24 protein-coding genes and 2 tRNA genes are annotated in these 22459 nt (G+C 62.1%); 9 read left to right on the forward strand and 17 right to left on the reverse strand.

Translation table 11 applies throughout. From position 1 onward, the window contains the following. Nucleotides 1-60 precede the first annotated feature (60 nt). Entirely contained in the window at nucleotides 61-1275 is a 1215-nt protein-coding gene (locus LB516_RS08200; RefSeq protein WP_224719304.1) for a deoxyguanosinetriphosphate triphosphohydrolase, read from the reverse strand. Between the two features lie 76 nt (nucleotides 1276-1351). Here LB516_RS08200 and erpA point away from each other — a divergent pair, with 76 nt between their 5' ends. From erpA to LB516_RS08220, 4 genes are read left to right on the forward strand one after another with little or no spacing between them, the layout of a single operon-like run. After that, nucleotides 1352-1699: an iron-sulfur cluster insertion protein ErpA gene (erpA, locus tag LB516_RS08205; RefSeq protein WP_224719305.1), complete on the forward strand. Its 348-nt coding sequence runs from the start codon at nucleotides 1352-1354 to the stop codon at nucleotides 1697-1699. A gap of 7 nt (nucleotides 1700-1706) precedes the next feature. Continuing rightward, nucleotides 1707-2099, forward strand: a complete 393-nt coding sequence (locus LB516_RS08210) for a VOC family protein (protein WP_140616064.1) — start codon at nucleotides 1707-1709, stop codon at nucleotides 2097-2099. 7 nt (nucleotides 2100-2106) lie between these two features. Next, nucleotides 2107-2904, forward strand: coding sequence for an exodeoxyribonuclease III (gene xth / locus LB516_RS08215; protein ID WP_015317524.1), 798 nt, complete (start codon nucleotides 2107-2109; stop codon nucleotides 2902-2904). 50 nt (nucleotides 2905-2954) lie between these two features. Next, the gene (locus LB516_RS08220) at nucleotides 2955-3272 is read left to right on the forward strand and encodes a hypothetical protein (protein ID WP_181173022.1); all 318 of its coding nucleotides are present in this window, start codon (nucleotides 2955-2957) and stop codon (nucleotides 3270-3272) included. Nucleotides 3273-3295: 23 nt separating this feature from the next. On the opposite strand, the gene LB516_RS08225 is transcribed toward LB516_RS08220, so the two are convergent. From LB516_RS08225 to LB516_RS08260, 8 genes are all read right to left on the reverse strand, one after another. Continuing rightward, nucleotides 3296-4144, reverse strand: coding sequence for a tetratricopeptide repeat protein (locus LB516_RS08225; RefSeq protein ID WP_140616060.1), 849 nt, complete (start codon nucleotides 4142-4144; stop codon nucleotides 3296-3298). Next, complete coding sequence (gene ilvD, locus LB516_RS08230) at nucleotides 4131-5855, reverse strand: dihydroxy-acid dehydratase (RefSeq protein WP_224719306.1); 1725 nt, start codon at nucleotides 5853-5855, stop codon at nucleotides 4131-4133. Before ilvD ends, LB516_RS08225 begins: the two co-directional genes overlap by 14 nt. 290 nt (nucleotides 5856-6145) lie before the next feature. Continuing rightward, a complete protein-coding gene (locus tag LB516_RS08235; RefSeq protein WP_140616056.1) occupies nucleotides 6146-7387 on the reverse strand; it encodes an OmpP1/FadL family transporter in 1242 nt (413 codons plus the stop codon). Between the two features lie 358 nt (nucleotides 7388-7745). Next, nucleotides 7746-10529, reverse strand: coding sequence for a valine--tRNA ligase (locus LB516_RS08240; RefSeq protein ID WP_224682514.1), 2784 nt, complete (start codon nucleotides 10527-10529; stop codon nucleotides 7746-7748). Between the two features lie 315 nt (nucleotides 10530-10844). Next, entirely contained in the window at nucleotides 10845-11669 is an 825-nt protein-coding gene (locus tag LB516_RS08245) for a PopZ family protein (protein ID WP_015317518.1), read from the reverse strand. Between the two features lie 253 nt (nucleotides 11670-11922). Beyond that, nucleotides 11923-13308 carry a TolC family outer membrane protein gene (locus LB516_RS08250; RefSeq protein ID WP_015317517.1) on the reverse strand — a complete coding sequence of 462 codons (1386 nt, stop codon included), beginning with the start codon at nucleotides 13306-13308 and terminating at the stop codon, nucleotides 11923-11925. 180 nt (nucleotides 13309-13488) lie between these two features. Beyond that, entirely contained in the window at nucleotides 13489-14157 is a 669-nt protein-coding gene (locus LB516_RS08255) for a protein-L-isoaspartate O-methyltransferase family protein (protein ID WP_015317516.1), read from the reverse strand. A 90-nt stretch (nucleotides 14158-14247) separates the two neighbouring features. Beyond that, a tRNA-Cys gene (locus LB516_RS08260) sits at nucleotides 14248-14321 on the reverse strand. A gap of 217 nt (nucleotides 14322-14538) precedes the next feature. Here LB516_RS08260 and LB516_RS08265 point away from each other — a divergent pair. Then, nucleotides 14539-14790 carry a hypothetical protein gene (locus tag LB516_RS08265; protein ID WP_140716602.1) on the forward strand — a complete coding sequence of 84 codons (252 nt, stop codon included), beginning with the start codon at nucleotides 14539-14541 and terminating at the stop codon, nucleotides 14788-14790. A gap of 47 nt (nucleotides 14791-14837) precedes the next feature. On the opposite strand, the gene LB516_RS08270 is transcribed toward LB516_RS08265, so the two are convergent. Further along, nucleotides 14838-15098, reverse strand: a complete 261-nt coding sequence (locus LB516_RS08270) for a hypothetical protein (protein ID WP_015317514.1) — start codon at nucleotides 15096-15098, stop codon at nucleotides 14838-14840. 223 nt (nucleotides 15099-15321) lie between these two features. Here LB516_RS08270 and LB516_RS08275 point away from each other — a divergent pair. Then, nucleotides 15322-15396, forward strand: a tRNA-Asn gene (locus tag LB516_RS08275). 135 nt (nucleotides 15397-15531) lie between these two features. Here the strand turns inward: LB516_RS08275 and LB516_RS08280 are convergent. The 3 genes from LB516_RS08280 to LB516_RS08290 all read right to left on the reverse strand — a co-directional run bounded on the left by LB516_RS08280 (nucleotide 15532) and on the right by LB516_RS08290 (nucleotide 16884). After that, nucleotides 15532-15831, reverse strand: a complete 300-nt coding sequence (locus tag LB516_RS08280; RefSeq protein ID WP_023791605.1) for a DUF982 domain-containing protein — start codon at nucleotides 15829-15831, stop codon at nucleotides 15532-15534. Between the two features lie 43 nt (nucleotides 15832-15874). Then, on the reverse strand, nucleotides 15875-16327 hold the full coding sequence (locus LB516_RS08285) for a hypothetical protein (protein WP_140791251.1): 453 nt from the start codon (nucleotides 16325-16327) through the stop codon (nucleotides 15875-15877). Between the two features lie 68 nt (nucleotides 16328-16395). Further along, nucleotides 16396-16884, reverse strand: a complete 489-nt coding sequence (locus LB516_RS08290) for an Hsp20 family protein (protein ID WP_140616045.1) — start codon at nucleotides 16882-16884, stop codon at nucleotides 16396-16398. Nucleotides 16885-17224: 340 nt separating this feature from the next. On the opposite strand from LB516_RS08290, the gene LB516_RS08295 reads away from it, so the two are divergent. After that, nucleotides 17225-17656, forward strand: a complete 432-nt coding sequence (locus LB516_RS08295; protein ID WP_224719307.1) for a cupin domain-containing protein — start codon at nucleotides 17225-17227, stop codon at nucleotides 17654-17656. A gap of 96 nt (nucleotides 17657-17752) precedes the next feature. Here the strand turns inward: LB516_RS08295 and LB516_RS08300 are convergent, their stop codons facing one another. After that, nucleotides 17753-18208: a carboxymuconolactone decarboxylase family protein gene (locus tag LB516_RS08300; RefSeq protein ID WP_015317509.1), complete on the reverse strand. Its 456-nt coding sequence runs from the start codon at nucleotides 18206-18208 to the stop codon at nucleotides 17753-17755. Between the two features lie 102 nt (nucleotides 18209-18310). Beyond that, complete coding sequence (locus LB516_RS08305; protein ID WP_224719308.1) at nucleotides 18311-18739, reverse strand: SRPBCC domain-containing protein; 429 nt, start codon at nucleotides 18737-18739, stop codon at nucleotides 18311-18313. 199 nt (nucleotides 18740-18938) lie between these two features. Between LB516_RS08305 and LB516_RS08310 the strand changes: the two genes are divergently transcribed. Together LB516_RS08310 and LB516_RS08315 are read left to right on the forward strand one after the other, a co-directional pair. Next, entirely contained in the window at nucleotides 18939-19697 is a 759-nt protein-coding gene (locus LB516_RS08310) for a copper homeostasis protein CutC (protein ID WP_224719309.1), read from the forward strand. Beyond that, nucleotides 19694-20182, forward strand: a complete 489-nt coding sequence (locus LB516_RS08315; protein ID WP_140821971.1) for a GNAT family N-acetyltransferase — start codon at nucleotides 19694-19696, stop codon at nucleotides 20180-20182. Before LB516_RS08310 ends, LB516_RS08315 begins: the two co-directional genes overlap by 4 nt. Before the next feature lie 126 nt (nucleotides 20183-20308). On the opposite strand, the gene LB516_RS08320 is transcribed toward LB516_RS08315, so the two are convergent. Together LB516_RS08320 and LB516_RS08325 are read right to left on the reverse strand one after the other, a co-directional pair. Then, complete coding sequence (locus LB516_RS08320; RefSeq protein WP_224719310.1) at nucleotides 20309-21331, reverse strand: acyltransferase family protein; 1023 nt, start codon at nucleotides 21329-21331, stop codon at nucleotides 20309-20311. A 254-nt stretch (nucleotides 21332-21585) separates the two neighbouring features. Then, nucleotides 21586-22383: an FAD binding domain-containing protein gene (locus LB516_RS08325; RefSeq protein ID WP_140723790.1), complete on the reverse strand. Its 798-nt coding sequence runs from the start codon at nucleotides 22381-22383 to the stop codon at nucleotides 21586-21588. Nucleotides 22384-22459 lie beyond the last annotated feature (76 nt).

Below are 22459 nucleotides of genomic sequence, written 5' to 3' on the forward strand. Positions count from 1 at the left end.
GGTGTATGCTCGGTGGCTTTATGACGAATCCGGCCCTTTGGCCGGCAAATCGAGCCCGCCCTAGCTCAAATCCGGGGTGCGGTCAAACAAACGCCTGTGTTCCTTGAGCGCGTAGGTGTCGGTCATGCCGGCCAGGAAATCGGCGACGCTGCGCGCTTTGATGCGATCCTCGGCGCGGTCCAGCCCTTCGCGCCAGCCGTCCGGCATGGCGCGCGGGTCGGCAAAATAGACGTCGAACAGGTCCCGGACGATCTGCTCGGCGTCCGCACGCACCCGCATGACCTCCTCGTGCCGGTAGAGGTGCTTGTAGAGGAAGGCCTTCAGTTCCTTCTCGGCTTCCGCCATGTCTATCGAAAATGTCACCATCGTCTCGCCCGCCGCCCTCACCGCGTCGGCGCTCAGCGGCCTGATCCGCTCCAGATTGGCGGTGGTCGACTTGATCACATCCTCGACCATGGCCGTGATCTGGCGCCGCATCAATTCGTGGCCGGTGCGCATGTCATCAAGCCTGGGATAGCGCTCGCGCACACTCTTCAGGATCGTTCCAGGCAGCGAAACGGCCTTCAGCATGTCAAGCGTCAGCAGCCCTGACCGCAGCCCATCGTCGATATCATGCGTGTTGTAGGCAATGTCGTCGGCAATCGCCGCGCACTGCGCTTCGATGCCGGCGAACCGGTCGAGCTCGAGATCCTGCAGTTGCGAGTAGTCGCGGATCGCCTGCGGCACCGGCCCTTTCAGGCCTTGGCCGCTGCTGTCGGTGAGCGGACCATTGTGCTTGACCAGGCCTTCCAGCGTCTCCCAGCTCAGATTGAGCCCGTCAAATTCAGCGTAGCGCGCCTCCAGCCTGGTCACGATGCGCAGCGATTGTGCGTTGTGGTCGAAGCCGCCCCACGCCGCCATCTTTTCGTTCAGCGCGTCCTCGCCTGTGTGGCCAAAAGGCGTGTGGCCGAAATCATGCACCAGCGCCACCGCTTCGGCGAGATCCTCGTCGCCACGCAGCGCCCGCGCCAAGGCACGGGCGATCTGCGCCACTTCGATCGAATGGGTCAGCCTTGTGCGGTAGTGGTCGCCTTCGTGCGCGATGAAGACCTGCGTCTTGTGCTTGAGCCGCCGAAACGCCGTCGAATGGATGATCCGGTCGCGGTCACGCTGGAACGGTGTGCGGGTCGGACTCTCCACCTCGTCGAACAGCCGGCCGCGCGAACGTGCGGGATCCGTGGCGTAGGCCGCGCGCGGCCGATAGCCAAAACCGATGTCGCCAAGCTCATTTGTCATGGCTGATGCTGCCGCAGTTGACTTGCCCCGTCGCGCTTCATACCTATCATGTGAAACCGAAAGCAAGGTGACGCCCATGGGCGCGGATGCCAAGACTGCCATGAAAGTCGATATGACCGAGGCCGCGGCCAAGCGGATCGCCAGGATTGTTTCGGCCGAAGCCGGCAAGACGGCGCTGCGTGTGTCCGTCGAAGGTGGCGGCTGCTCCGGCTTTTCCTACAAGTTCGATCTGGTCGACACACGCAATGGCGACGACGTCGCCATCGAGAAGGATGGCGCCACGGTGCTGATCGACGATCTGTCGCTGGTCTATATGGGTGGCTCGGTGATCGATTTCGTCGACGATCTGATGGGACAGTCGTTCCAGATCAGGAACCCGAATGCGGTCGCCTCCTGCGGCTGCGGCACCAGCTTCTCCATCTAGGACCGAGATGCCCGCAACTGGCGCGGTTCGTCAGGTTGCGCTCTCAGCCGGTCGCGACCTCGACGCGACGCTGGCCTTTTGGCGCGACGTCCTCGGCATGAGCATTCATGCCCGCTACGATCCGCCCGGCATCGCCTTCATCATGGCCGGCGATGTCAGGCTGTTGTTTACCGACGGCATCCCGGCCGGCACCCTCTATCTCGACATGTCGGGCCTCGAAGCCTTCCACGCCCAGGCCAAGGCAGCCGGCATCCCCTTCACCGCGCCGCCGGCGCTCGTCCATCGCGACACCGAGGGCCAGTTCGGCCCGGCGGGGGAAAGCGAATGGATGGCCTTTATAAAGGACCCGGCAGGCAATACGATCGGTTTGGTCGAACGCCGTCCGCCGCAGGAACAATGAGACCGTCATGAAAATCGTCACCTGGAACATCAACGGCGTGCGCGCCCGCATCGGCAACCTGACCCATTGGCTGACCGAGAGCGCGCCCGACATCGTCTGCCTGCAGGAGATCAAGACCGTCGACGAGCAGTTCCCGCGCGCCGAGATCGAGGCGCTTGGTTATAATGTCGAAACCCATGGCCAGAAGGGCTTCAACGGTGTCGCCCTGCTGTCGAAGCTTCCGTTCGACGAGGTCATCAGGGGCCTGCCGGGCGACGACATCGACGAGCAGGCCCGTTTCATTGAGGGTGTTTTTTCCACCGACAAGGGCGCGCTTCGTGTCGCCTCGCTCTATCTGCCCAACGGCAACCCGATCGATGACGAGAAGAAGTTCCCCTACAAGCTGTCGTGGATGGCGCGGCTGGAGCGGTGGGCGCAGGAGCGCCTGAGGCTGGAAGAGGCGCTGGTGCTGGCCGGCGACTACAATGTCATCCCCGAGCCTATCGACGCGCGGTTTCCGGAGAACTGGCTGGGCGACGCGCTGTTCCAGCCGCGGACGCGGCAGGCCTTCCGCCGGCTGCTGAACCTCGGCTTCACCGAAGCGGTGCGCGCGGTCACCGATGCGCCTGATACCTACACGTTCTGGGATTATCAGGCCGGCGCCTGGCAGAAGAACAACGGCATCCGCATCGACCATCTGCTGTTGTCGCCGGAAGCCGCAAACCGGTTCTCATCGGCTTCGATCGAAAAACATGTGCGCGCCTGGGAAAAACCGTCCGATCACGTCCCGGTAGCGATCAACCTCGCGCTGCAGCCGGCCGGATAACCAGAGAAACCCTCATATTGCCACATTCCGACGCATGATGGGAGATCATCATGGCGGCCGGGGTTCCCATGACCATTCGATTTGCTCTTTGTCCGTTCGGCTTGGCACTCGCCACGGCCGCGATCGTGCCGGCCTTCGCCGCGCAGGAATGTCTTGCCAATGGAAAATCCTATCCGGTCGGCCAGGTCGCCTGCCTGACGGTCGCCGATCAGAGTCATTTGGCCCGCTGCGACATGGTGCTCAACAACACGTCGTGGACAAAGGTCGGCGATAGCTGCCCCGCAAACACGATGGCGCCGCACCTGCACGTCACGCCGATCTCCACACCCGCGCCAAGCATGGTGCCGACGGAGCCAACCGAAAACTGATTTTCCGGTTCCTCGAAAGAACCTTACTGATCGACGTTGCTGCCCTTGGTCAGGATATCGTCGGCCAGTGAGATCGCGGTGCGACGGTCGGCTTCGCCGGCAGCGGCGAAGGCCTCTTCCTGCATGCCGCGAATCCAGGGCTGATCGGCCGGGGAAGCACGCTCGAGGGCCGCTGTCATCATCGCCAGACCGCGCACGACCTTGCCGCTCTGGAACAACAGATGGCCAAGCGTCGCCTGCGCGCCGGCATGGCCCTTCTCGGCGGCGAGCTGGAACCAGCGACCGGCCTGCTTGACGCTGGCCTTCACGCCGCCTTCACCCTTCAGGAACATCTGCCCCATCTCGAACTGGGCGTTCGGATTGCGGTAGTTGGCGGCGGCGCGCATGTAGTATTCCTGCGCCGCCACCTCGTTCTCGCTGACCGGGCTGCCGGGAATGCCCTTGCGCAGATAGTCGCCCAGCGCCACCAGCGCGTCGGAGACGTAGCTTTCTTCCGGAGAGCCGGGCTCGACGTCCTGGTCGACGATCTCCGAGAAGAACTTGAACGCCTCATAATCGTCGCGGGCCACGCCGTCGCCTTCGGCATACATGCGCGCAAGCTTCCAGGTGGCGCCGATCTGGCCGTTTTCGGCGGCGTATTTATAGGCCTCGGCCGCCTGTTCCTTGTGGCCGTTCTTGTAGGCGGAGAAGCCGAACTGGAACACCGCCCAGGGACTCGACTGCGGCTTCACTCCGGTCTTGTCGTCGAACACCTTGTCGTCGAAAGCCATGGCCTGGCCCACGGCGCCAAAGATCGCAACCGCGACCAGTGCCGGAAGGACAGATGACCTCAGCAACTCTGGTGTTGACTTCAACAACTCAGATATCCGCATAGCAGTATGTTTCTTTCGCACCGCCCGGATGGGTGACCGCGCCATCCCTGGCGGACCCTACCGTCTGTGCGTATTTCCATATCGCGCCCGACTGATAGTCGGTCGTACGCGCCTTCCATGTCTTCGCCCGAGCCGCCAGCTCGCTATCGGACAGCGCCACCTCGATCGTGCCCTTCACCGCGTCGATCGTGATCACGTCGCCATCCCTGACGAGACCGATCGGACCACCGACCGCAGCTTCCGGCCCGACATGGCCGATACAGAAGCCGCGTGTCGCGCCCGAGAAGCGACCGTCGGTGATCAATGCCACCTTGCCGCCCATGCCCTGGCCGTAGAGCGCCGCCGTCGTCGACAGCATCTCGCGCATGCCAGGACCGCCGCGCGGTCCCTCATAGCGGATGACCAGAACCTCGCCTTCCCGGTAGTTGCGATGCGTCACCGCTTCGAAACATTCCTCTTCCGAATCGAAGCAGCGCGCCGGGCCGGAGAATTTCAACTCCGCCATGCCCGCGACCTTCACGATCGCGCCTTCGGGGGCAAGGTTTCCCTTCAAGCCCACGACACCGCCGGTTTGGGTAATAGGTCTGTCGGCCGGGCGGACCACATCCTGGTGTTCATTCCAGGCAACGTGCTCCATATTTTCGGCCAAAGTGCGGCCAGTGACCGTCAGGCAATCGCCATGCAGATAGCCATGGTCGAGCAGCGTCTTCATCAGCAGCGGAATGCCGCCAGCCTCGAACATGTCCTTGGCGACATATTTGCCGCCCGGCTTGAGATCGGCGATGTAAGGCGTCTTCTCGAAGATGCGCGCCACGTCGAACAGGTCGAATTTCAGTCCGGCCTCATGCGCGATCGCCGGCAGGTGCAGTGCCGCATTGGTCGAGCCGCCGGTGGCCGAAACCACGGTCGCCGCGTTTTCCAGCGCCTTCAGCGTGACGATGTCGCGCGGCCGGATGTTTTTGGCGATCAGCTCCATGATTTTTTCGCCGGAAGCGAAATTGAAGCGGTCGCGCATTTCGTAGGGCGCCGGCGCGCCGCAGGAATAGGGCAGCGCGAGGCCGATCGCCTCCGCGACTGTGGCCATCGTGTTGGCGGTGAACTGGGCACCGCAGGAGCCGGCCGAGGGACAGGCGACCTGCTCGATTTCGAGCAGCTCGGCATCGCCGATCGTGCCGACCGAGTGCTGCCCGACAGCCTCGAACACATCCTGCACGGTGATCTGGCGGCCGCGATAGCTGCCGGGCAGGATCGAACCGCCATAAATGAAGATCGACGGCACGTTGAGCCGCACCATGGCCATCATCATGCCGGGCAGCGACTTGTCGCAGCCGGCGAGCCCGACCAGCGCATCGTAGCAATGGCCGCGCATGGTGAGCTCGACCGAATCGGCGATGACCTCGCGCGACACCAGCGACGACTTCATGCCCTGGTGGCCCATGGCGATGCCGTCGGTGACTGTGATGGTGCAGAATTCGCGCGGCGTGCCGTTGGCGGCCGCGACGCCCTTCTTGACCACCTGCGCCTGGCGCATCAGCGAAATATTGCAGGGTGCCGCTTCGTTCCAGCAGGATGCGACGCCGACCAGCGGCTGCGCGATCTCTGCCGCCGAGAGGCCCATGGCATAGAGATAGGACCGGTGCGGCGCACGCGCCGGACCGACAGTCACATGGCGGCTAGGGAGCTTAGCCTTTGAGATGACCTTGGCGTCCATTCTCTTCCTTGCCGCGGGCGGTGCGGCCTGTCCCATCGCCGAGCCTTTTGGCGCGTGTCCCGAGACAAGATCGAGGTGCGCCGGGTTTATGGCGGGAAATGGGCAATTTCCTCGACCTGACTTCCAGCGCAGGGGTTGTTCAGGAAGTGTTGCCAAAACGTCACAATTGGACGAGGCGGCCCCAGTGGGGATTATATGCAACGAAGCTTGAATGATGGGCGTATCGGCGATGCCGGTGCCAACAAAAAAGGCCGGGCAATGCCCCGGCCTTCCATTGTAATTTCAAAAGCTTAGAATTTGATCTTGAGGCCGCCAGAAAGCGCCGTGACCAGATCGTTACCGAAGTCGTAGCTGGCATCGGTACCGGCCACGTACCCGTTTTCATCGGTAAGCGTACCGGAGTGGCCGCTGGTCAGCACGCCAATCGCGCCAGCCAGACGAAGTTCGATATTGGGGCGGGGCGTGTAAGCGACGCCGCCACCCAATGTCCAGGTGTCAGTCTGTGAGCCGTAGCCATGTGAGGTACCGCGATCCCAGGTAAGCTGGCCGGCGGCGCTCCATTGATCGTTGAATTTGTGACCGATGCCGCCCGAAACGGTCCAGCCGTCACGATACATCAGATCGAGAGAAGTCCACCTGACCGGCTGCGGAGAGGTCGTTGTACAAGCAGCAATCCCTCTCGTGGCCTGCGAGCAGATCGGAATGCTCTGTAAAACACTCCAGTTGACCCACTTGATCGAGCCGAAGGCAAGCCAGTCAGGAGCGATGCCCGACTGTAGCTTAAATTCCACGGAATCCGGCATCGAAGCTTCACCGTAGATCGGAATAATCGGACCACCGACATGAGTCAGATCAAGGGTGCCCGCAATGTTATCCAGCCTCACCTGGGAATTATAGACGAGGCTAGCCCGCAACGCGATCTCAGGAATTTCGTAGGCCAGCCCCGCTCGCCAGCCCCAACCGCTGCTCGTCAGGTCGACGCGACCGGTACCGGAGAAATTCGGCAGAAACGGCGTCACAAGGTCTTCCTTGAAACCATAGACTTCCTGGTAAAACACACCGCCAATGAAGCGGACTTGGCCCTTGCCAGCATCCATTTTATAGGAGCAGGTGCCCGCGTAATTGTTGCTTTTGATTTCAGTTTCCATGTTGGACTGCGCGCCAACCCATTGGCCAGGGGCCGTGTGCGCCCCCCAAGGCTGCGAGTAGTCGAACATGCAGTCGACCCCCGGCACGACCTGGGCCTTAACGCCGATGCGCGGCACCCAGTAATTCTCGCTATCGTTGGCAGTGGTCGAGCCTACGACGGTACCGTTGAGCGGATCCGTATCCTTTGCGTTCTTGAGCTTGCGATCCGGCATCACATAGGTCGTTTCCGCTTCCGTTGCGAACGGCGCCGGATCGAACAGAAGATCGATATCATATCCGCCACGCTCAATGCCGCCGGCATGCGCCGAACTCATCGCCGCGCCCACCAAAGCCAGCGAAAAGCATCCTGCTCCCAGCAGTGCTTTCAGACGCAAATTGTTCATGGATGTCCTCCCCGAATAACCAGTGCATCAAGCTAGAACCAATTCAGGTTAACGGTGCAACAACGAATTGATGGGCGTACATGTACATGTTCCCGCAACGTATTTTGGACAAAATGCGAGCGGATGCCGCGGCGCCAAAAAAGGGCCTTTGGCGAGGTTTGCCTTTCCCAAAAAAGGAAAAAAACGGCCAGAAAGGCCCAAAAAAAGCCGATTTAAGGGGTCTTCGGCCCCATTGTTACATTATGGCAACAATGGGGCAAAAACTTCCGTTTACGTCAACATTAACGCAACGGAATGCCGATTTTCGAGGCAAAAGACTACCCATTTTAGAGGTGCTAAAGTCTCGCGAATCTGCCTTTCAGCCGGCGTCACGAACCCTGGTCAACGCCACCGAAAGCTTGTCCTGCGCGGCGCGATATTCGACGAGCTTTTCCCGCTCGCCTTCGACGATCTCGGCCGGCGCGCTGGCGACGAACTTCTCGTTCGACAGTTTCTTGTGCAGGCGCGCGATTTCCTCGGTGACCTTGGCCAGTTCCTTCTGCAGCCGCGCGGCCTCCGCGGCGAGGTCGATCAGGCTGCCCAGCGGCAGGCAGATCGTCGCCTCGTTGAGCACGATCTGTGCCGACCCCTTGGGTGCCGCATCGGCGAGCGAGATGTCGCCGACACGCGCCAGCCGTTTGATCGCTGACTCCTCGCGAACCAGCCGCTCGCGCGTCACATCGTTGGCGCCGACGACCACCAGTGGTGCAATGGCTGCCGGCGGCACGTTCATCTCCGAGCGCACCGAGCGGATGCCGGAGACGAGATCGACCAGCCAGTTGATGTCGCCAGCCGCTTCATGGTCCTCGAAATCCGGCGACGGCCATGCGGCATGGCACAGCAGCGAGCCCCGCTCCCTGCCCTCGCCCGCCGTCTGCGCCCAGAGCTCCTCGGTCATGAACGGCATCATCGGATGCAGGAGCTTGTAGATCTCGTCGAGCACGAAGGCGACGCAGGCGCGGCTTTCGGCCTTGGCGGCCTCGTCCGAGCCCATGAACACCGGCTTCAAGAGTTCCAGATACCAGTCGCAGAACAGGTTCCAGACGAAGCGGTAGGCGGCTCCAGCCGCCTCGTTGAAGCGATACGAGGTGATGCCGTCGGTGACCTCGCGCGCGGCGCGCGTCAGTTCGGTCAGGATCCAGCGGTTGACCGCCAGCTTGGCGTCGTTCAGCCAGAAATCGTCATTGCGCGCGACTTCGTTCATCTCGGCGAAACGCGTCGCGTTCCACAGCTTGGTGCCGAAATTGCGGTAGCCGGCGATACGCGCCGGATCGAGCTTAACATCGCGCCCTTGGGCAGCCATCACCGTTAGGGTGAAACGCAGCGCATCGGCGCCATATTCGTCGATCAGGTCGAGCGGATCGATGACGTTGCCTTTCGACTTCGACATCTTGGCGCCGTTCTTGTCGCGCACCAGCGCATGCATATAAACGGTGTGGAACGGCTCCTCGCCCATGAAGTGGAGGCCCATCATCATCATGCGGGCGACCCAGAAGAAGATAAGATCGAAGCCGGTCACCAGCACGTCGGTCTGATAATAAGTCTTCAGCTCCGGCGTCTGCTCCGGCCAGCCCAGCGTCGAGAAAGGCCACAGCGCCGACGAGAACCAGGTGTCGAGCACATCCTCGTCGCGGGTCAGGATCTCGCCCGGCTTGAAGTTCTCGAGCTTGTCCTCGACCCAGGCCTTCCATGGCCCTTCCAGCGCCAGATAATATTCGATGGCGGCGCTCAGCGCCTCTTCCTCGGTCTTCTCGACGAAGACACGCCCATCTGGCCCGTACCAGGCCGGAATCTGGTGACCCCACCAGAGCTGGCGCGAAATACACCAGGGTTCGATATTCTCCATCCACTGGAAGTAGGTCTTGTCCCAGCTGTTGGGGATTATTTTGGTGCGCCCCTCGCGCACCGAGGCGATCGCCGGCTTGGCGAGTTCCGCCGCGTTGGCGTACCACTGCTCGGTCAGGAACGGTTCGATCGGCACGCCGCCGCGGTCGCCATGCGGCACCGCATGGCGGTGCGGCTCGACCTTGTCGAGGAAGCCGCCGGCCTCCATCAGCTCGACGATCTTCTTGCGCGCAACGAAACGGTCGAGGCCGTCGAGCTCGTCCCAGACGGCCTGGCGCTCCGGCGTCACCTCGACGCCGGCGAGGAAGTCCTCATTATCCCTGAGCTTGATGGCCGCTTCGACGGTCAGGATGTTGATCGCCGGCAGCTTGTGGCGCTTGCCGACCTCGAAGTCGTTGAAATCATGCGCCGGCGTGATCTTGACCGCTCCGGACCCCTTTTCCGGATCGGAATACTCGTCGGCCACGACAGGGATCTTGCGCCCGACGATCGGCAGGACGACATTCTTGCCGACGAGATGCCGGAACCGGTCGTCCTCTGGATTCACCGCGACAGCCGTGTCGCCCAGCATTGTCTCGGGACGAGTCGTCGCCACGATAACGAAGGTTTTTGGATTCTCGGGATCGAACGTCACGCCTTCGACCGGATAGCGGAAATGCCAGAGGTTGCCGTTGACCTCCTGCTGCTCGACCTCGAGATCGGAGATCGCGGTCAACAGTTTCGGGTCCCAGTTCACAAGGCGCTTGTCCTTGTAGATCAGCCCTTCCTTGTAGAGCGTGACGAAGACTTCGAGCACGGCCTTGGAGAGGCCCTCGTCCATGGTGAAGCGTTCGCGCGACCAGTCGGCGGAAGCGCCGAGACGTTTCAGCTGGTTGAAGATCGCGCCGCCCGATTCGGCCTTCCACTCCCACACTTTCTCGATGAATTCCTCGCGGGTGAGATCGCGGCGGTGGATCTGCTTTTCCATCAGCTGCCGCTCGACCACCATCTGCGTGGCGATGCCGGCATGGTCCATGCCGGGCTGCCACAAGACGTTCTTGCCACGCATGCGCTCGAAGCGGACCAGAATGTCCTGCAGCGTGTTGTTGAGCGCATGGCCCATATGCAGCGAGCCGGTGACGTTGGGCGGCGGAATGACGATGGTGAAGGCCTCAGCCCCCTCCTCCGCCCCAGCGCCGGCGCGAAACGCGTCGGCTTCCTCCCACACCTTGGCGATCTTCGGCTCGACGGTTTTTGCGTCGTAGGTCTTTTCAAGCATGGGAAAACGGTCCGCGCTGTCGGGAATTTTGCTGGTTCGGTGTAAATCGGAAGGTCTTGGCCAAGTCAACCGCGAGGGATGTCCTGAGGCTTCACAAGCAGATAGGCGTCGGCCTATTCATTTCAACGGACGGGCCGTGGGCGTCTTGACGCCAATGGATCGCTGGACCCAGACCCCGGGGCTCGCGCACCTTCATTGTCAGCGACTCCGACGGCAACCTGCTCGCCTTCGCCAGTTCGGCAACCAGTGACTGATCCAACCACAACGAGAAACGCCGCCTCGGCGGCGGCGTTTCTCGGGATGCTAGCCTGGACGTTATTGCGCTCCGCGTGCCACGCGCTCGATCTCTTCGCGCACCAGCCTTTCGACCAGCGTCGGCAGATTGTTGTCCAGCCAATCCTGCAGCATCGGACGCAGCATTTCTTCGGCCATCTCGTCGAATGTCTTCTTGCTGCGGCTGGCAAAGGCGTCGGACAGTTCGCCGAAGGCGGCCGCGACCTGGCGGCCGGTATGTTCGGAAAGAATCGCGGGACGCACCGCCGGCGTTTCGTTCGCCGCCGCGCGCGCCTCAGCCGTACCCGTTGGAGCATCGCTTGAAGGAGCCCGGTCGATCGCAGGTTCCGCCACCACTGGTTTGCTTGCCGAAACCTCCGGCTCTGCCGCTGGCTTGCGGACGCTCCGGTCCGGCATCGCCTTGGCTTGCTCGCCAACCGCCGCGATCTCGCGCCGCCAATCGGCGACGATGGCTTCACTTGTCGCAACCTCCGCGGGAGCCGCTGGCGCGTCGGCGGCAGGCTCGGCGGCAACCCGGGCGCTGACCTCGGCCAGGGTCATCGGCGTCCTGCCCGGAGCCGGATCGGCACGCGGCGGCGCATCCATGCGCGCAATCGCCGGCTGCGCCTGGATTGTTTCGGTCACAGCGACCGGCTTCCTGACCTCGGGAGCGGCATGCAATTCGGCGCGAAACGCATCGATGTCGGCGGCTGCCACAGCGCTCGGTGGCGGCTCCAGGTCCTGCTGCAATTCGTCGGCCTCGCCGGGCTGCTTGCGGCCATTGTCGCTGTCTTCGATGATCCTCCTGATGGAAGCCAGTATCTCTTCCATGGAAGGTTCGCGCTGTGCGCTGCTTGCCGTTGCCATCGTCACATCCGCCGCCCTTGTGACCCGTTGCAGATTTTCCGCTCCGGCAAAAGCCGGATTCGAATCATGGCGACAGCGTAACCGACGGATCGCCGCACGAGAATCCCCAATCTGGGGACATGTGGGATTTCAACAGATTAGAGCAAATCCGCCAAAGCCGTGTGACGGTCCCGTCAGCTACCGACCAAGGGAGAACGATGGTCCAACGGTGTCGATCGAATCCTAGCCAGAAAACGCCGATCGAGCGAACGGCCTAGCGGCCGTCCGGCGTGCGCAGGCCGATCCACTTGTCCTTGACGGCATTATAGTGCTCTTCGGGCCTGTACTTCGTCACCTGCAGCGCAAGCCGGTCGACAGACAGGCGGCCAATCGCCTGAAGGATGGCATAGCTCGCCACGACAACGTCGTGTTCGGAATTGGCCTGGTTGATCTTGGCGGTAATCACGGTGGCCTGCGCATTGAGTACGTCAAGCGTGGTGCGCTGGCCGACATTGCGTTCCTCAATGACGCCGTTCAGCGCCAATTGTGCGGCGTCGATAACCTGCCTGTTGGCGGATACGCTTTGCTGCGCGGCGGTGTATTGCGACCATGCGGTGGCGATGGCCTGGCGCACCTGGTCGCGGGTAACGTCGACCTGGATGCGTGCTTGCCCCAGCGATTCCTTGTTCTGCCGCACGACCGCCGACGTCCGGCCGCCGGAGTAGATTGGAATGGTCAGCGTCGCGCCGATATTGGCCGAGGTCGAATTGCCGTTGGAACCGGTGATGTCGGGAATGGACTTGCGGTAATCTTCCGAAACGCCGGCCGAAGCCGACAGCTGCGGCAACAGCGCGCCTTCAGCCGATTTGACTGAAAACGCTGCGGCGTCGACCAGATGCTGAGTGGCAAGGATGGCCGGGTGTTCGGCCGAGCCGACGGCGATCGCCGCGTCGAGGCTCGACGGCAGCAACCGGCCCAATGGCGAAGCGGGCCTGAGCTTGCCAGGCTCGTCACCGACGACCTGGTGATAGGTCGCAGCGCTGGCCAGCGCCTGTGCGCGGGCCGCGCTCAGCGATGCCACCGCGGACGCTCGTGAGGCATCGGCCTGCGCGACATCGGTGCGCGTGCCTTCGCCGACTTCGAAGCGCGAGCGCGCGGCGCGCGCCTGCTCGCTCAGGAACTGCAGGTTCTGCTCGGTCAGCACCGCGATCTGCCGGTCGCGAATCACGTCCATATAGGCCATGGCCGCGTTGAACAGCGTGTTTTCCTCGGTATTGCGCAGGCTTTCCACCGACGCCTTGACCTGGGATTCGGCGGCCGCGACATTGTTCCTCGTCTGAAACCCGTCGAACAGCGATTGATTGATCTGAATGCCGTAGCTGCCGCTTGTCAGTTTCGAACTGCCGCCGCCATTTGCCCGGCGCGTGTTCGTATAATCGATGTTGGCTGAACCTGTAACCGTCGGGCGCCAGCCCGACTTGGCAATGGCCACACTCTCGTCGGTGACACGCACGCCGGCGCGCGATGCATTCAGCGTGGAATTGTACTGATAGGCTTTTGAAAGCGCGCCGGTGATGGTTTCAGCCGAAGCAGCCAGTGGGGATAGCGCGGTCGCCGAAACAAGGACGGCGGTGAAAAGTGACTTGCGTACTGACGGCACGGTGTATCCCTCATTCGTTTTCCATGGGAACCGCGCCGCGCCGGCTTCTCCTTCCAGAGCAGGCGGCGTGGCGTGTTTATGTTCCCTGTCGCTCAGCCCAAAGTGCCCCCAGTCTGGGATCAGCAACGATCGTTCAAATGCAAGCGACCATGACAAGGTCTTTGCTGCAAGGCAAATCATTCAGAATTCGAAAGCATGCTCACGTTCGAACCCGGGTAGTGGCTTAATTGCCGCATTAAACGCCCTTCTCCCGGTTACAACCCCCCCGGCTTTGACAAAAAGTCGCGCCACGCCTGAATTGCCCTGGCCCTCGACCGCCACCAGGCGGCCGCCTTCGGCGAGTTGGTCGAGCAACGCCGACGGCACTTTACTGACACTGCCGCCGATGAAGATGACCTCGTAAGGCGCCTTCGCGGCATGGCCTTGCGCCAGGGCGCCCTGAACCACGGTCACATTGCCGCAGCCAAGCCCGGACAGGGTCGACGCGGCGGTTTGCGCCAGTGCCGAATCGCTTTCGAGCGCCACGACGGATCTCGCCAGGCGCGACAGGATGGCCGAGGCATAACCGGTGCCGCAACCGACATCGAGCGCCGAGTCGGTCGGGTTGATCTCGGCCAGTTGCATCAGCTTGGCCAATGGCGAAGCTTCCATCAGGTAACGCGGGCCATCGGCGCTGTCGGCGATGCGGATGTCCTCGTCGATATAGGCCAGATCGCGCTGGCGATCGCCGACGAAGACCTCGCGCGGCACCGAAAGCATCGCGTCGAGCAGCGGCGCGCTGGTCACGTCGGTGGTGCGAACCTGACCATCGACCATCTTGACGCGAAGTTCGGAAAAATCAGCGCTCATGCTCCAACCAATCTGCTTGCCGCGCCAGAATCGCGGTTCATTTCGACCGGAACTTCAGGCTCCGGCGCTGACGCGCTGGAGCCCGGGTATTGGAGGCCTCGCCCGGAATCGAACCGGGGTGCAAGGATTTGCAGTCCTCTGCGTAACCACTCCGCCACGAGGCCTCATTGCTCCCGGCGTTCCACCCGGTTCCAATAGGTTGCGGCGAAAATGCCGTCAAGCGGCCACGCGCATTCCAAAACGGTTTCCTTGCGCCGGCTCCGCGCCCTGTTAGATCGCCGTCGGAGCCGCCCACTCACATTGGCAATCCGTTAAGCATGGCAAATGATCGAGCGAAACTCCGCCCACCGGCTTGCGTTGAGAAACAGGGAGGACTGCATCATGGCCCTGGCCAAACCGAAGGACGAAACGCACGAAACCGAAAGCGTGCCGCTGCTGGGATGCGAGGAATTGGTGCGCTATGCCATCGACTGCCTGAGAATAGAAGGCACCGGCAGGCTTTCACCCCGCGACCGGGCGCGCCTGGCCTCGGCTTCAGCCGTCCTGAGGGAGATCAGCGAAGATCTGAAAGCAGGCCAGCAACCGGATTCGGAGGAATCCGGCACCGACACGGAAAAACAGCGCGACGATTGATTCTCGTCGAAGGCGATCGCCATGCGACATGCATCGGTATCGGCCGCTCAATTTGGCCGGCGTCGCCGCTCCCACCAGACGACCAGGCGGCGCCGGTGGCGGCGCACCATGGCAATTTCGTAGGAGAGCACCAGCAATCCGAGCGGCACCATCCAGAAGCCGAGGATCGGCAAGAACCCGAGAATGCCGCCAAGGGTCAATAGCACGCCGATCGTGATTCTGAGGCCGCGCGACTGCGGCATGGTGAATTCGCGCCCGAACACCGAGATCTTTCGTGCGGGTATCGGGTTTTCGTCCGCTGCCGTCATCGCGAAGAACCGCCTGTGTTAGGGCTCGACAATCTCATTTTACGAAAGCCGCGACCGCCCTTTCGGTTCCGCGCCCCGTCGCCAAGACGGCTAATATGAGGGTGGGCAAGGCCGATTGCGAGAAACGCCTGAGCGAAAAAGTCTCGGAAAAATGCGAAATGCTTCTTTGCAAAGCCGAAACGGGTTTGCTATAGGCTGCGCCACTTGCTCAAAGAGCCTCCGTTCCCCGGTAGCTCAGTGGTAGAGCAACCGGCTGTTAACCGGTTGGTCGCTGGTTCGAATCCGGCCCGGGGAGCCAATTTCTCAAAAGACTGCCTGCCATCGTCGGCACCACGCGACATAGTGGGGTTTGCCGTGGCTGTACCCGTCCTGCTAACCCGTATGGGACTGCGGGCAGCGACACCTCTAGGCAGTGCCGCTGCCGTTGTCGCAGCTAGGCGGCCACCCCACCGCGGCCAGATTTGGTGCCGCTCATCCAAGGCAGCGGAGCAAGCGGCTCCTGCAGCATCTTGACGGACCTCGCGAACCCAGCGACGGCATCGCGCGCGACCGACAGTGGTATCTGGCCATCGTAAGCACGCTGGCAAGCCCGGAACGCCGTTTCGAAAATCGGGCCTCGACGCTCCCGCGGCCACTCATCCAGGAAATCGAACGCATCCTCAAGGCTTCCTATTTCTTGGATGAACTGGCCATCCTTGACCAGCACCGGTCGATCGAACGTCCTGTCGCTCATATAGTCCTCCATTCGGTCGAGCGAGTTGGTTTGCTTCAGCTTTTTACGCGACGGCATGCTCAGGCTCCGCGAACATGCCGCCATCCCCGCATCTGGGTGGGACTCCGGCGTATGCCGGAACCGGCGGCGGATCATCGTCATCGTCATCTCGCCAGGGGTATCGCAGCCAGCTGCGCCTGGTTTTGTTGCGATGCCGGTTCGAGGATGGACCGCGATCAAACGGCGCTCTGGCCGGCGGCTTGCGCGCAATCTCGTCCAGGGTGTGGAGCGCACGAAGAATCTCGCTGACCTGCGCCATCGCACCGTTGTCCAATTGACGCAGGGTTGGATTGTCAGGAACCGCATGGGCGTCCGAGGCCCAGAAGGCGAGCAGAGCCCTCTTCTCGCCGATCGTCATGTTCTCGTTCAGGACGTCCTCGGGCGTACGCAGCGCAGCGAATTCCGCTGCGTAATCCGTCGGTTTGGATTCATGAAAACTGTAAGCTTGGGATCTCATCTCCGTTCTCCGCGATCTGTGCCTCCCGGCCGAGCCGGGAGGCGGACCACAGACTGAGGTTTCCTGTATCAGGCCACCTTGCGTTGCGGCTCGGCATCCACATCTATGGACTGCTTGTTGCCGCCATCCTGAAGCGGAACCGCTGCGGCGTTGGAACCGATCTCGATGCGCCGGGGCTTGAGTTCCTCGGGCACTTCGCGGACCAGGTCCACCGACAGCAGGCCATTATGAATATTGGCCGCCTTGACCTTGACGTGGTCTGCAAGTTTGAACACCTGCTTGAAGTTACCTATCGCCAGGCCCCGGTGGAGGATCTCCCGATGTTGCTGATCGGGCTTTCTCTGTCCGATGACGGACAATTCAGGGCCGTTCTGCACAAGTTCCACTTCGTCGAGACCGAAGCCGGCGACGGCCATCGTGATACGATAGTCGTTGTCGCCATTCTTCTCGATGTTGTAGGGCGGCCAGTCGGAGCGCACACTGTTTTCGAGCATGTCGAAGAGCCGGTCGAAGCCGACCGTGGTGCGGTAAAGAGGCGAATAATCAAAGCTTCTCATAGCCATATCCTCCGTGAAGCAACATGGTTTACGGGTCGCCGCAGCGCCGCCGCGACGCGGTATGTCGAGCCGAAGCCTCGACGGAAAACGATCTGGGAATCACGATTTTTTTATTCAAGAGGTCGCCCGAAATTTTTTTGAGCGGCACTACGGCCATTCCTGACCGGGCATGCATCAGGCCTTGCGGCGACAGTCTTCCGGTTGGAAGCGGGTGAGGAATATGGCCCGGGTGCTGGATCAACTGCCCGTGCAAATGCGCGCCAGGTTCGGCCTCTGGTCACGAGCGACCTTGCACGCTGCCGCCGCCGCGCGATAGATGCGTCGGTCAAGGGAGGACATCATGCGGAAAATCCTGGCATCGGTATTGCTGCTCACGGCAGCATCGTTCGCGACCGGCGCTCATGCGCTGGACAGCAGCGGAACCCCGGTCGTCGTGACGCCACTCGCATCACGCACCACCACTGCATCCGGGCAGCCGATCACGCTGCCGCGGAAGAACGTGCAGGTGCTGGTCTCGACCTATGACATCGCGCCCGGCGCGACCTTGCCGGTCCATCGCCATCCTTTCCCGCGCTACGCCTATGTCCAGGCTGGAACGCTGAGGGTCACCAACGTCGAAACCGGCAACAACAACACCTACAAGGCTGGCGATTTCATCATCGAAATGATCGGGCAGTGGCACCAGGCCACCAACATTGGCGACGGGCCGGTCAAGCTCCTGGTGATCGATCAGGTCGAGGAAGGCGCCAAGAATACCGAATTGCGACAGTAGCCACCAGGTTACATAGGTGCTCCCGGCGGGGCGGGAAGGCAATGCGCCGCCCGCCCCCTCGCCTCGCGGATCCAGCCCCCCATGTGAACCCGGCGCTCAGCCCCAGGCGCCAACCGGCTGCCGGGTCGTCGCGTTCAGCCTATTGAAGGCATTGATCAGGGCGATCTGGATGACCAGTGCGGCAAGGGCCTTCTCGTCATAATGCCGGGCCGCCTCCTCCCAGATATCGTCCGGCACCGCGTCCGGTCGGTCGGCGAGCCTTGTGCCGGCTTCTGCCAGCGCCAATGCCGCGCGTTCGGCGTCGGTGAAATAAGGCGTTTCCCTCCAGGCAGCGAGGGCAAAGATGCGCTCTTCCTTCTCGCCGGCTTTCTTGAGCTCGCGCGCGTGCATGTCGACGCAGACGCTGCAGCTGTTGATCTGACTGGCGCGCAGATGCACGAGCTTGCGTGTCACATAGGGCAGGTCCGCTGCCTCGGTCGACTTGTCCAGCGCCAGAAACGCCTGCAGGGCGCCTGGGATGAGCATCACCGGGCTCTTGATTCTCGCTTGCATGTGTCTTCTCCTTTTGAACTGTTCTCCGGGCGTGTTTTCCCGGCCCGGACGCCTCGCATCCAGGGTTTCGAACTTGATGAAACGTTAGCTGCCTGCCGGGTGTCAGGCCTGGTTTGAGGTAACCTGTTCGAGCCGTTCGAGAATGCGCGGCCAGCCGCTTCCCATGCCGATATAGCCACGCTCGTCGGCGGGCCGAAATCCCGACTGCTCCATTCGCACCCGGGTCGCCATCCCCTCGGGTGTCAGTGACCACGTCACCACGGTTTTCAACCCGCTGTCCGATTCCGTCCCATCGCCCCAGCTATAAGCCAGCAGCCGCGGCGCCTCGACTTTCAGCACCACACAATTCGTCACCCCGGACCATCCGGGAACTGGTGTCGCACGGAATGTGAAGCGATGTCCCTCTTGGGCAGCGAAGTCATTCTGCATGAGCCACTCGCCGACGAGTGCCGGCACGGTCAGTGCTCGCCATATCTTTTCCGCCGAATATGGAATCAGCCTCTCGACGACGATCGATTTGGTTTCCGTCATGCCTTGCTCCTCTCGTTGCTGTCGTGGTGCCATGCGCAAAATCATAACCCATCAGCTATGTATAACCCATAACCCTGCAGTTATGTGACTGTCAAGGATGGAATCTGCCGTCTCGTCCAAGTGGCGGCGTAGCGTTCACGCTTCCGCGCCAGGCGCCCGGGTGCTAGGGCTTGCGCAACACCATGGATTGGATCGTCCCTTGACCCCAAAAATTCGCCCGCCGCTTATCGAAATCTGTGTCGAAGGCATTGATGGCCTGCTCGCCGCGCAGGCCGCCGGAGCCGACCGGGTCGAACTCTGCGCCAGCCTTGTCGAAGGCGGCACCACGCCGAGCCTCGGCACCGTGCGCGCCGCTCTCGACCAGGCGACCGTGCCCTTTCATGTCATGGTGCGGCCGCGCGGCGGGGATTTTCTCTACAGCGAGACCGAATACCGCTCGATGCTTGCCGACGTCGCCGCGCTCCGCGAACTCGGCGTGCCCGGCGTGGTGTTCGGCTGCCTGAACCCCGACGGGACCATCGACGAGCAGCGCATGCGCGAATTGACAGAGGCCGCCGGCCCCTTGAACGTAACCTGCCACCGCGCCTTCGATATGACTCGCGATCCGGCCGAAGCCCTGGAAGCGCTGATCCGCTGCAGGGTTGGCCGCGTGCTGACCAGCGGCCAGCGCGACACGGCGATCGAAGGCCTGGCATTGCTGCAAGAGCTGGTCCGGCTGGCCGGCGAGCGCATCATCATCCTCGGTTGCGGCGGGCTCGATCTCGGCAATATCGCCGAGGTGCGCGCAAGGACTGGCCTGGCCGAAATGCACTTCGCCGCCCTCAAGGACGTGTCGAGCGCCATGCGCTACCGCAATCCGAAGGTCGGCATGGGCGGCTCCGATCTCGACCGCGAATATCGCAACACGCTGACCGATACAGCGCTGGTGGCGGCGACAATCGCGGCGGCCAAGGCATGACCTCGCCCATAGACCGCATTGCGCAGGCCGACGAAGCGGCAATACTGGCGCTCAACAACGAGCACGCCGCCGAATTGTCGTGGCTTGAAGCCGAACGGCTGTCGTTCCTGCTCGCCGAGGCCTTTTACGCGCGCCGCATCGGCGATCTCGAAGCCTTCATCATGACCTTCGACCAGGATGCCAACTACGACAGCCCGAACTTCGTCTGGTTTCGCGAGCGTTACATCAGCTTCATCTATGTCGACCGCGTCGTCGTGGCGGCGCACGCAAGAGGCCGCGGCCATGCTCGCCGGCTCTATCGGGACCTGTTCGACCATGCGCGGAGCGCCGGTCACGCGCTGGTCACCTGCGAGGTCAACACCGACCCGCCCAACCCCGCCTCGGATGCCTTCCACGCCGCACTCGGCTTCGCCGAAGTCGGCGACGCGGTGATCCACGGCGGCAAGAAAGCGGTGCGCTATTACGTCAGGCAGATCGCCACCTGATCGGTGGCACCCGCCGACTCACCTGGACGTTGCGCCACCCCCAAAAACGGCTAAGCGCTATCTGACGAAAAGGGACCTCGCGGTCGTACGGCTATCGTCTGGCCACCATCAAAACAATCGGGCGGCTCACCAATTGCGGTTGAGCCATTCGCGTGCTGGGCGCTCGATCAGGTAGTAGCTGCAGAGCGCGCAGGCAAAAACCCCGGCCAGCATCGGCCATGGATTGCTGCCCTGCTCGTAGACGAATTTGTAGAAGGGCTGCTGCCACAGATAGAGCGAATATGACCATAGACCCAGCGTCGTCATCGGCAGGGACGACAGCCATCCGGACAAGAACCGCGTGCTGAAATCCAGCGCGTTGACGGCAATCGCCAGCAATGGCACCGCGGCCAGATAGTGGATCGGTGTCGGTACCGAGTCCATGAACAGGCAAACCGCGCCGACGGCCGCCGCAACGGCGACATAAGGCCCCTTCAGCAAGGTCGGCGGCTTGCCGTCCGCTTTGAGCAGGCAGATCGCGGCCGACAGCAGGATCGAGGCGATGTGCACGTCGGTGCGCCAGTACGTGGTCTCATAATCCATGTGCAGGAACCAGTAGGAAACCGCGCCATTGACCATGGCCACCAGAGCCAGGACCAGCAGCAGCGGGATGACACGGCTGCGGCTGGCAACGACCGCGCTGATCGCCGCCAGGATGATATAGGCATGTTCTTCGATGCAGAGCGACCAGATGTGGTCGAGCGCGCCGGCCCGATTCAGGAGAATTCCGGCATAGTTGTAGGTGAAGGTCAGCGCCGTCAGGGCCGCCTTCCATTTGAAGGCGATGAACGTGCCTGAGAGCGCGATCATGGCGACGACAACAAAGACCAGAAGCGCCGGATAGATGCGCGAGAACCGGCGTTTGAAAAATTTCTTCAGCGGATAGCGTTCGATGAACAGGATTTCGGCCATCAGCCGGCCGCTGAGCACGAAGAAGAATTCGACGCCCAGCACGCCCAGATTGATCCCGGGAACGGGAAAAAAATGCCCGATCAGCACGAGCGCGACCGACAGACCGCGCCAGCCATCGAGATAGGCCAGTCTTGTCCTGGCCGGTCGCTCGACGATCGCTCGGGGCGGAACCAGATGGGTCGCGGAAATTTCGGACATGCCGATCCCTTCGCATTGTAATGCGAAAGGCACGGCTATTCCCGAACCCGGCTCGCATTCCCGCCCTGATCTATACTGCAGCGCAATATAAGTTTGTGCAAGTGCGAGATTGCCGCCGATGCATGTCCCCCGCAGCATGGGCCGGAATTGCTTCAAGCAAGGATGGGGACGTGGCCGACGGGAACTAGGCCTACGGTCGCCGGGAATGAAAACGGGCCGTGACAGCCCGTTCCCTTGGCCTAATCGATCTTGCGTCAGGCGTTGGCTGCCGCCACAGCGCGCTTGGCCATGACCGTGATCAGATTGGCACGGTAGTCTGATGAAGCGTGAATGTCGCTCATCAGGTTCTTCGCCGGCACTTTCACACCATTGAGCGAAGCGGCATCGAAGCTCTTGGCAAGTGCTGCCTCGATCTCCTTCGAGCGGAAGACGCCGTCGTCGCCGGCGCCGGTGACGGCAACACTGACGCCGTCCTTGCCCTTGGCCACGAACACGCCGACGATCGCGTAGCGCGAGGCCGGATTGCGGAATTTTTCGTACGCAGCCTTCGCCGGTGCCGTAAAGGAGACCGCCGTGACGATCTCGCCGTCCTTCAAGGAGGTTTCGAACAGCCCCTTGAAGAACTTGTCGGCTGACATCTCGCGCTTGTTGGTGATGATGGTGGCGCCGAGCGCCAGAAGTGCGGCCGGATAGTCCGCCGCCGGATCGTTATTGGCGATCGAACCGCCGATCGTGCCCTTGTGGCGTACCGCCGGATCGCCGATCAGCGACGCCAGATGGGCAAGTGCCGGGCAGGCCTTGCGCAGCTTCTCGTCATTGGCAACGTCGAAATGCGTGGTGGCAGCGCCGATCGTGACCGTCTTGCCCGACACCTTGACCCCCTGCAGTTCCTTGATGCGGGACAGGTCGACCAGATCGGACGGCGCCGCCAGCCGCGTCTTCATGGCGGGGATCAAGGTCATGCCGCCAGAAAGCAGCTTGGCGTCGCCGCTCTTCACGAGCTTGGCGGCTTCAGTGACCGAGGCGGCACGGTGATAGTTGACTGCGTACATGGGATCCTCCCCCTAAGTGGTTAGTCAGCAGTGAGTAGTCAGTAGGGAATGGCCGCTGCCGGAGATGGCACGCTGC

Source organism: Mesorhizobium sp. CO1-1-7 (assembly GCF_020164885.1).
Classification (GTDB): Bacteria; Pseudomonadota; Alphaproteobacteria; order Rhizobiales; family Rhizobiaceae; genus Mesorhizobium; species Mesorhizobium australicum.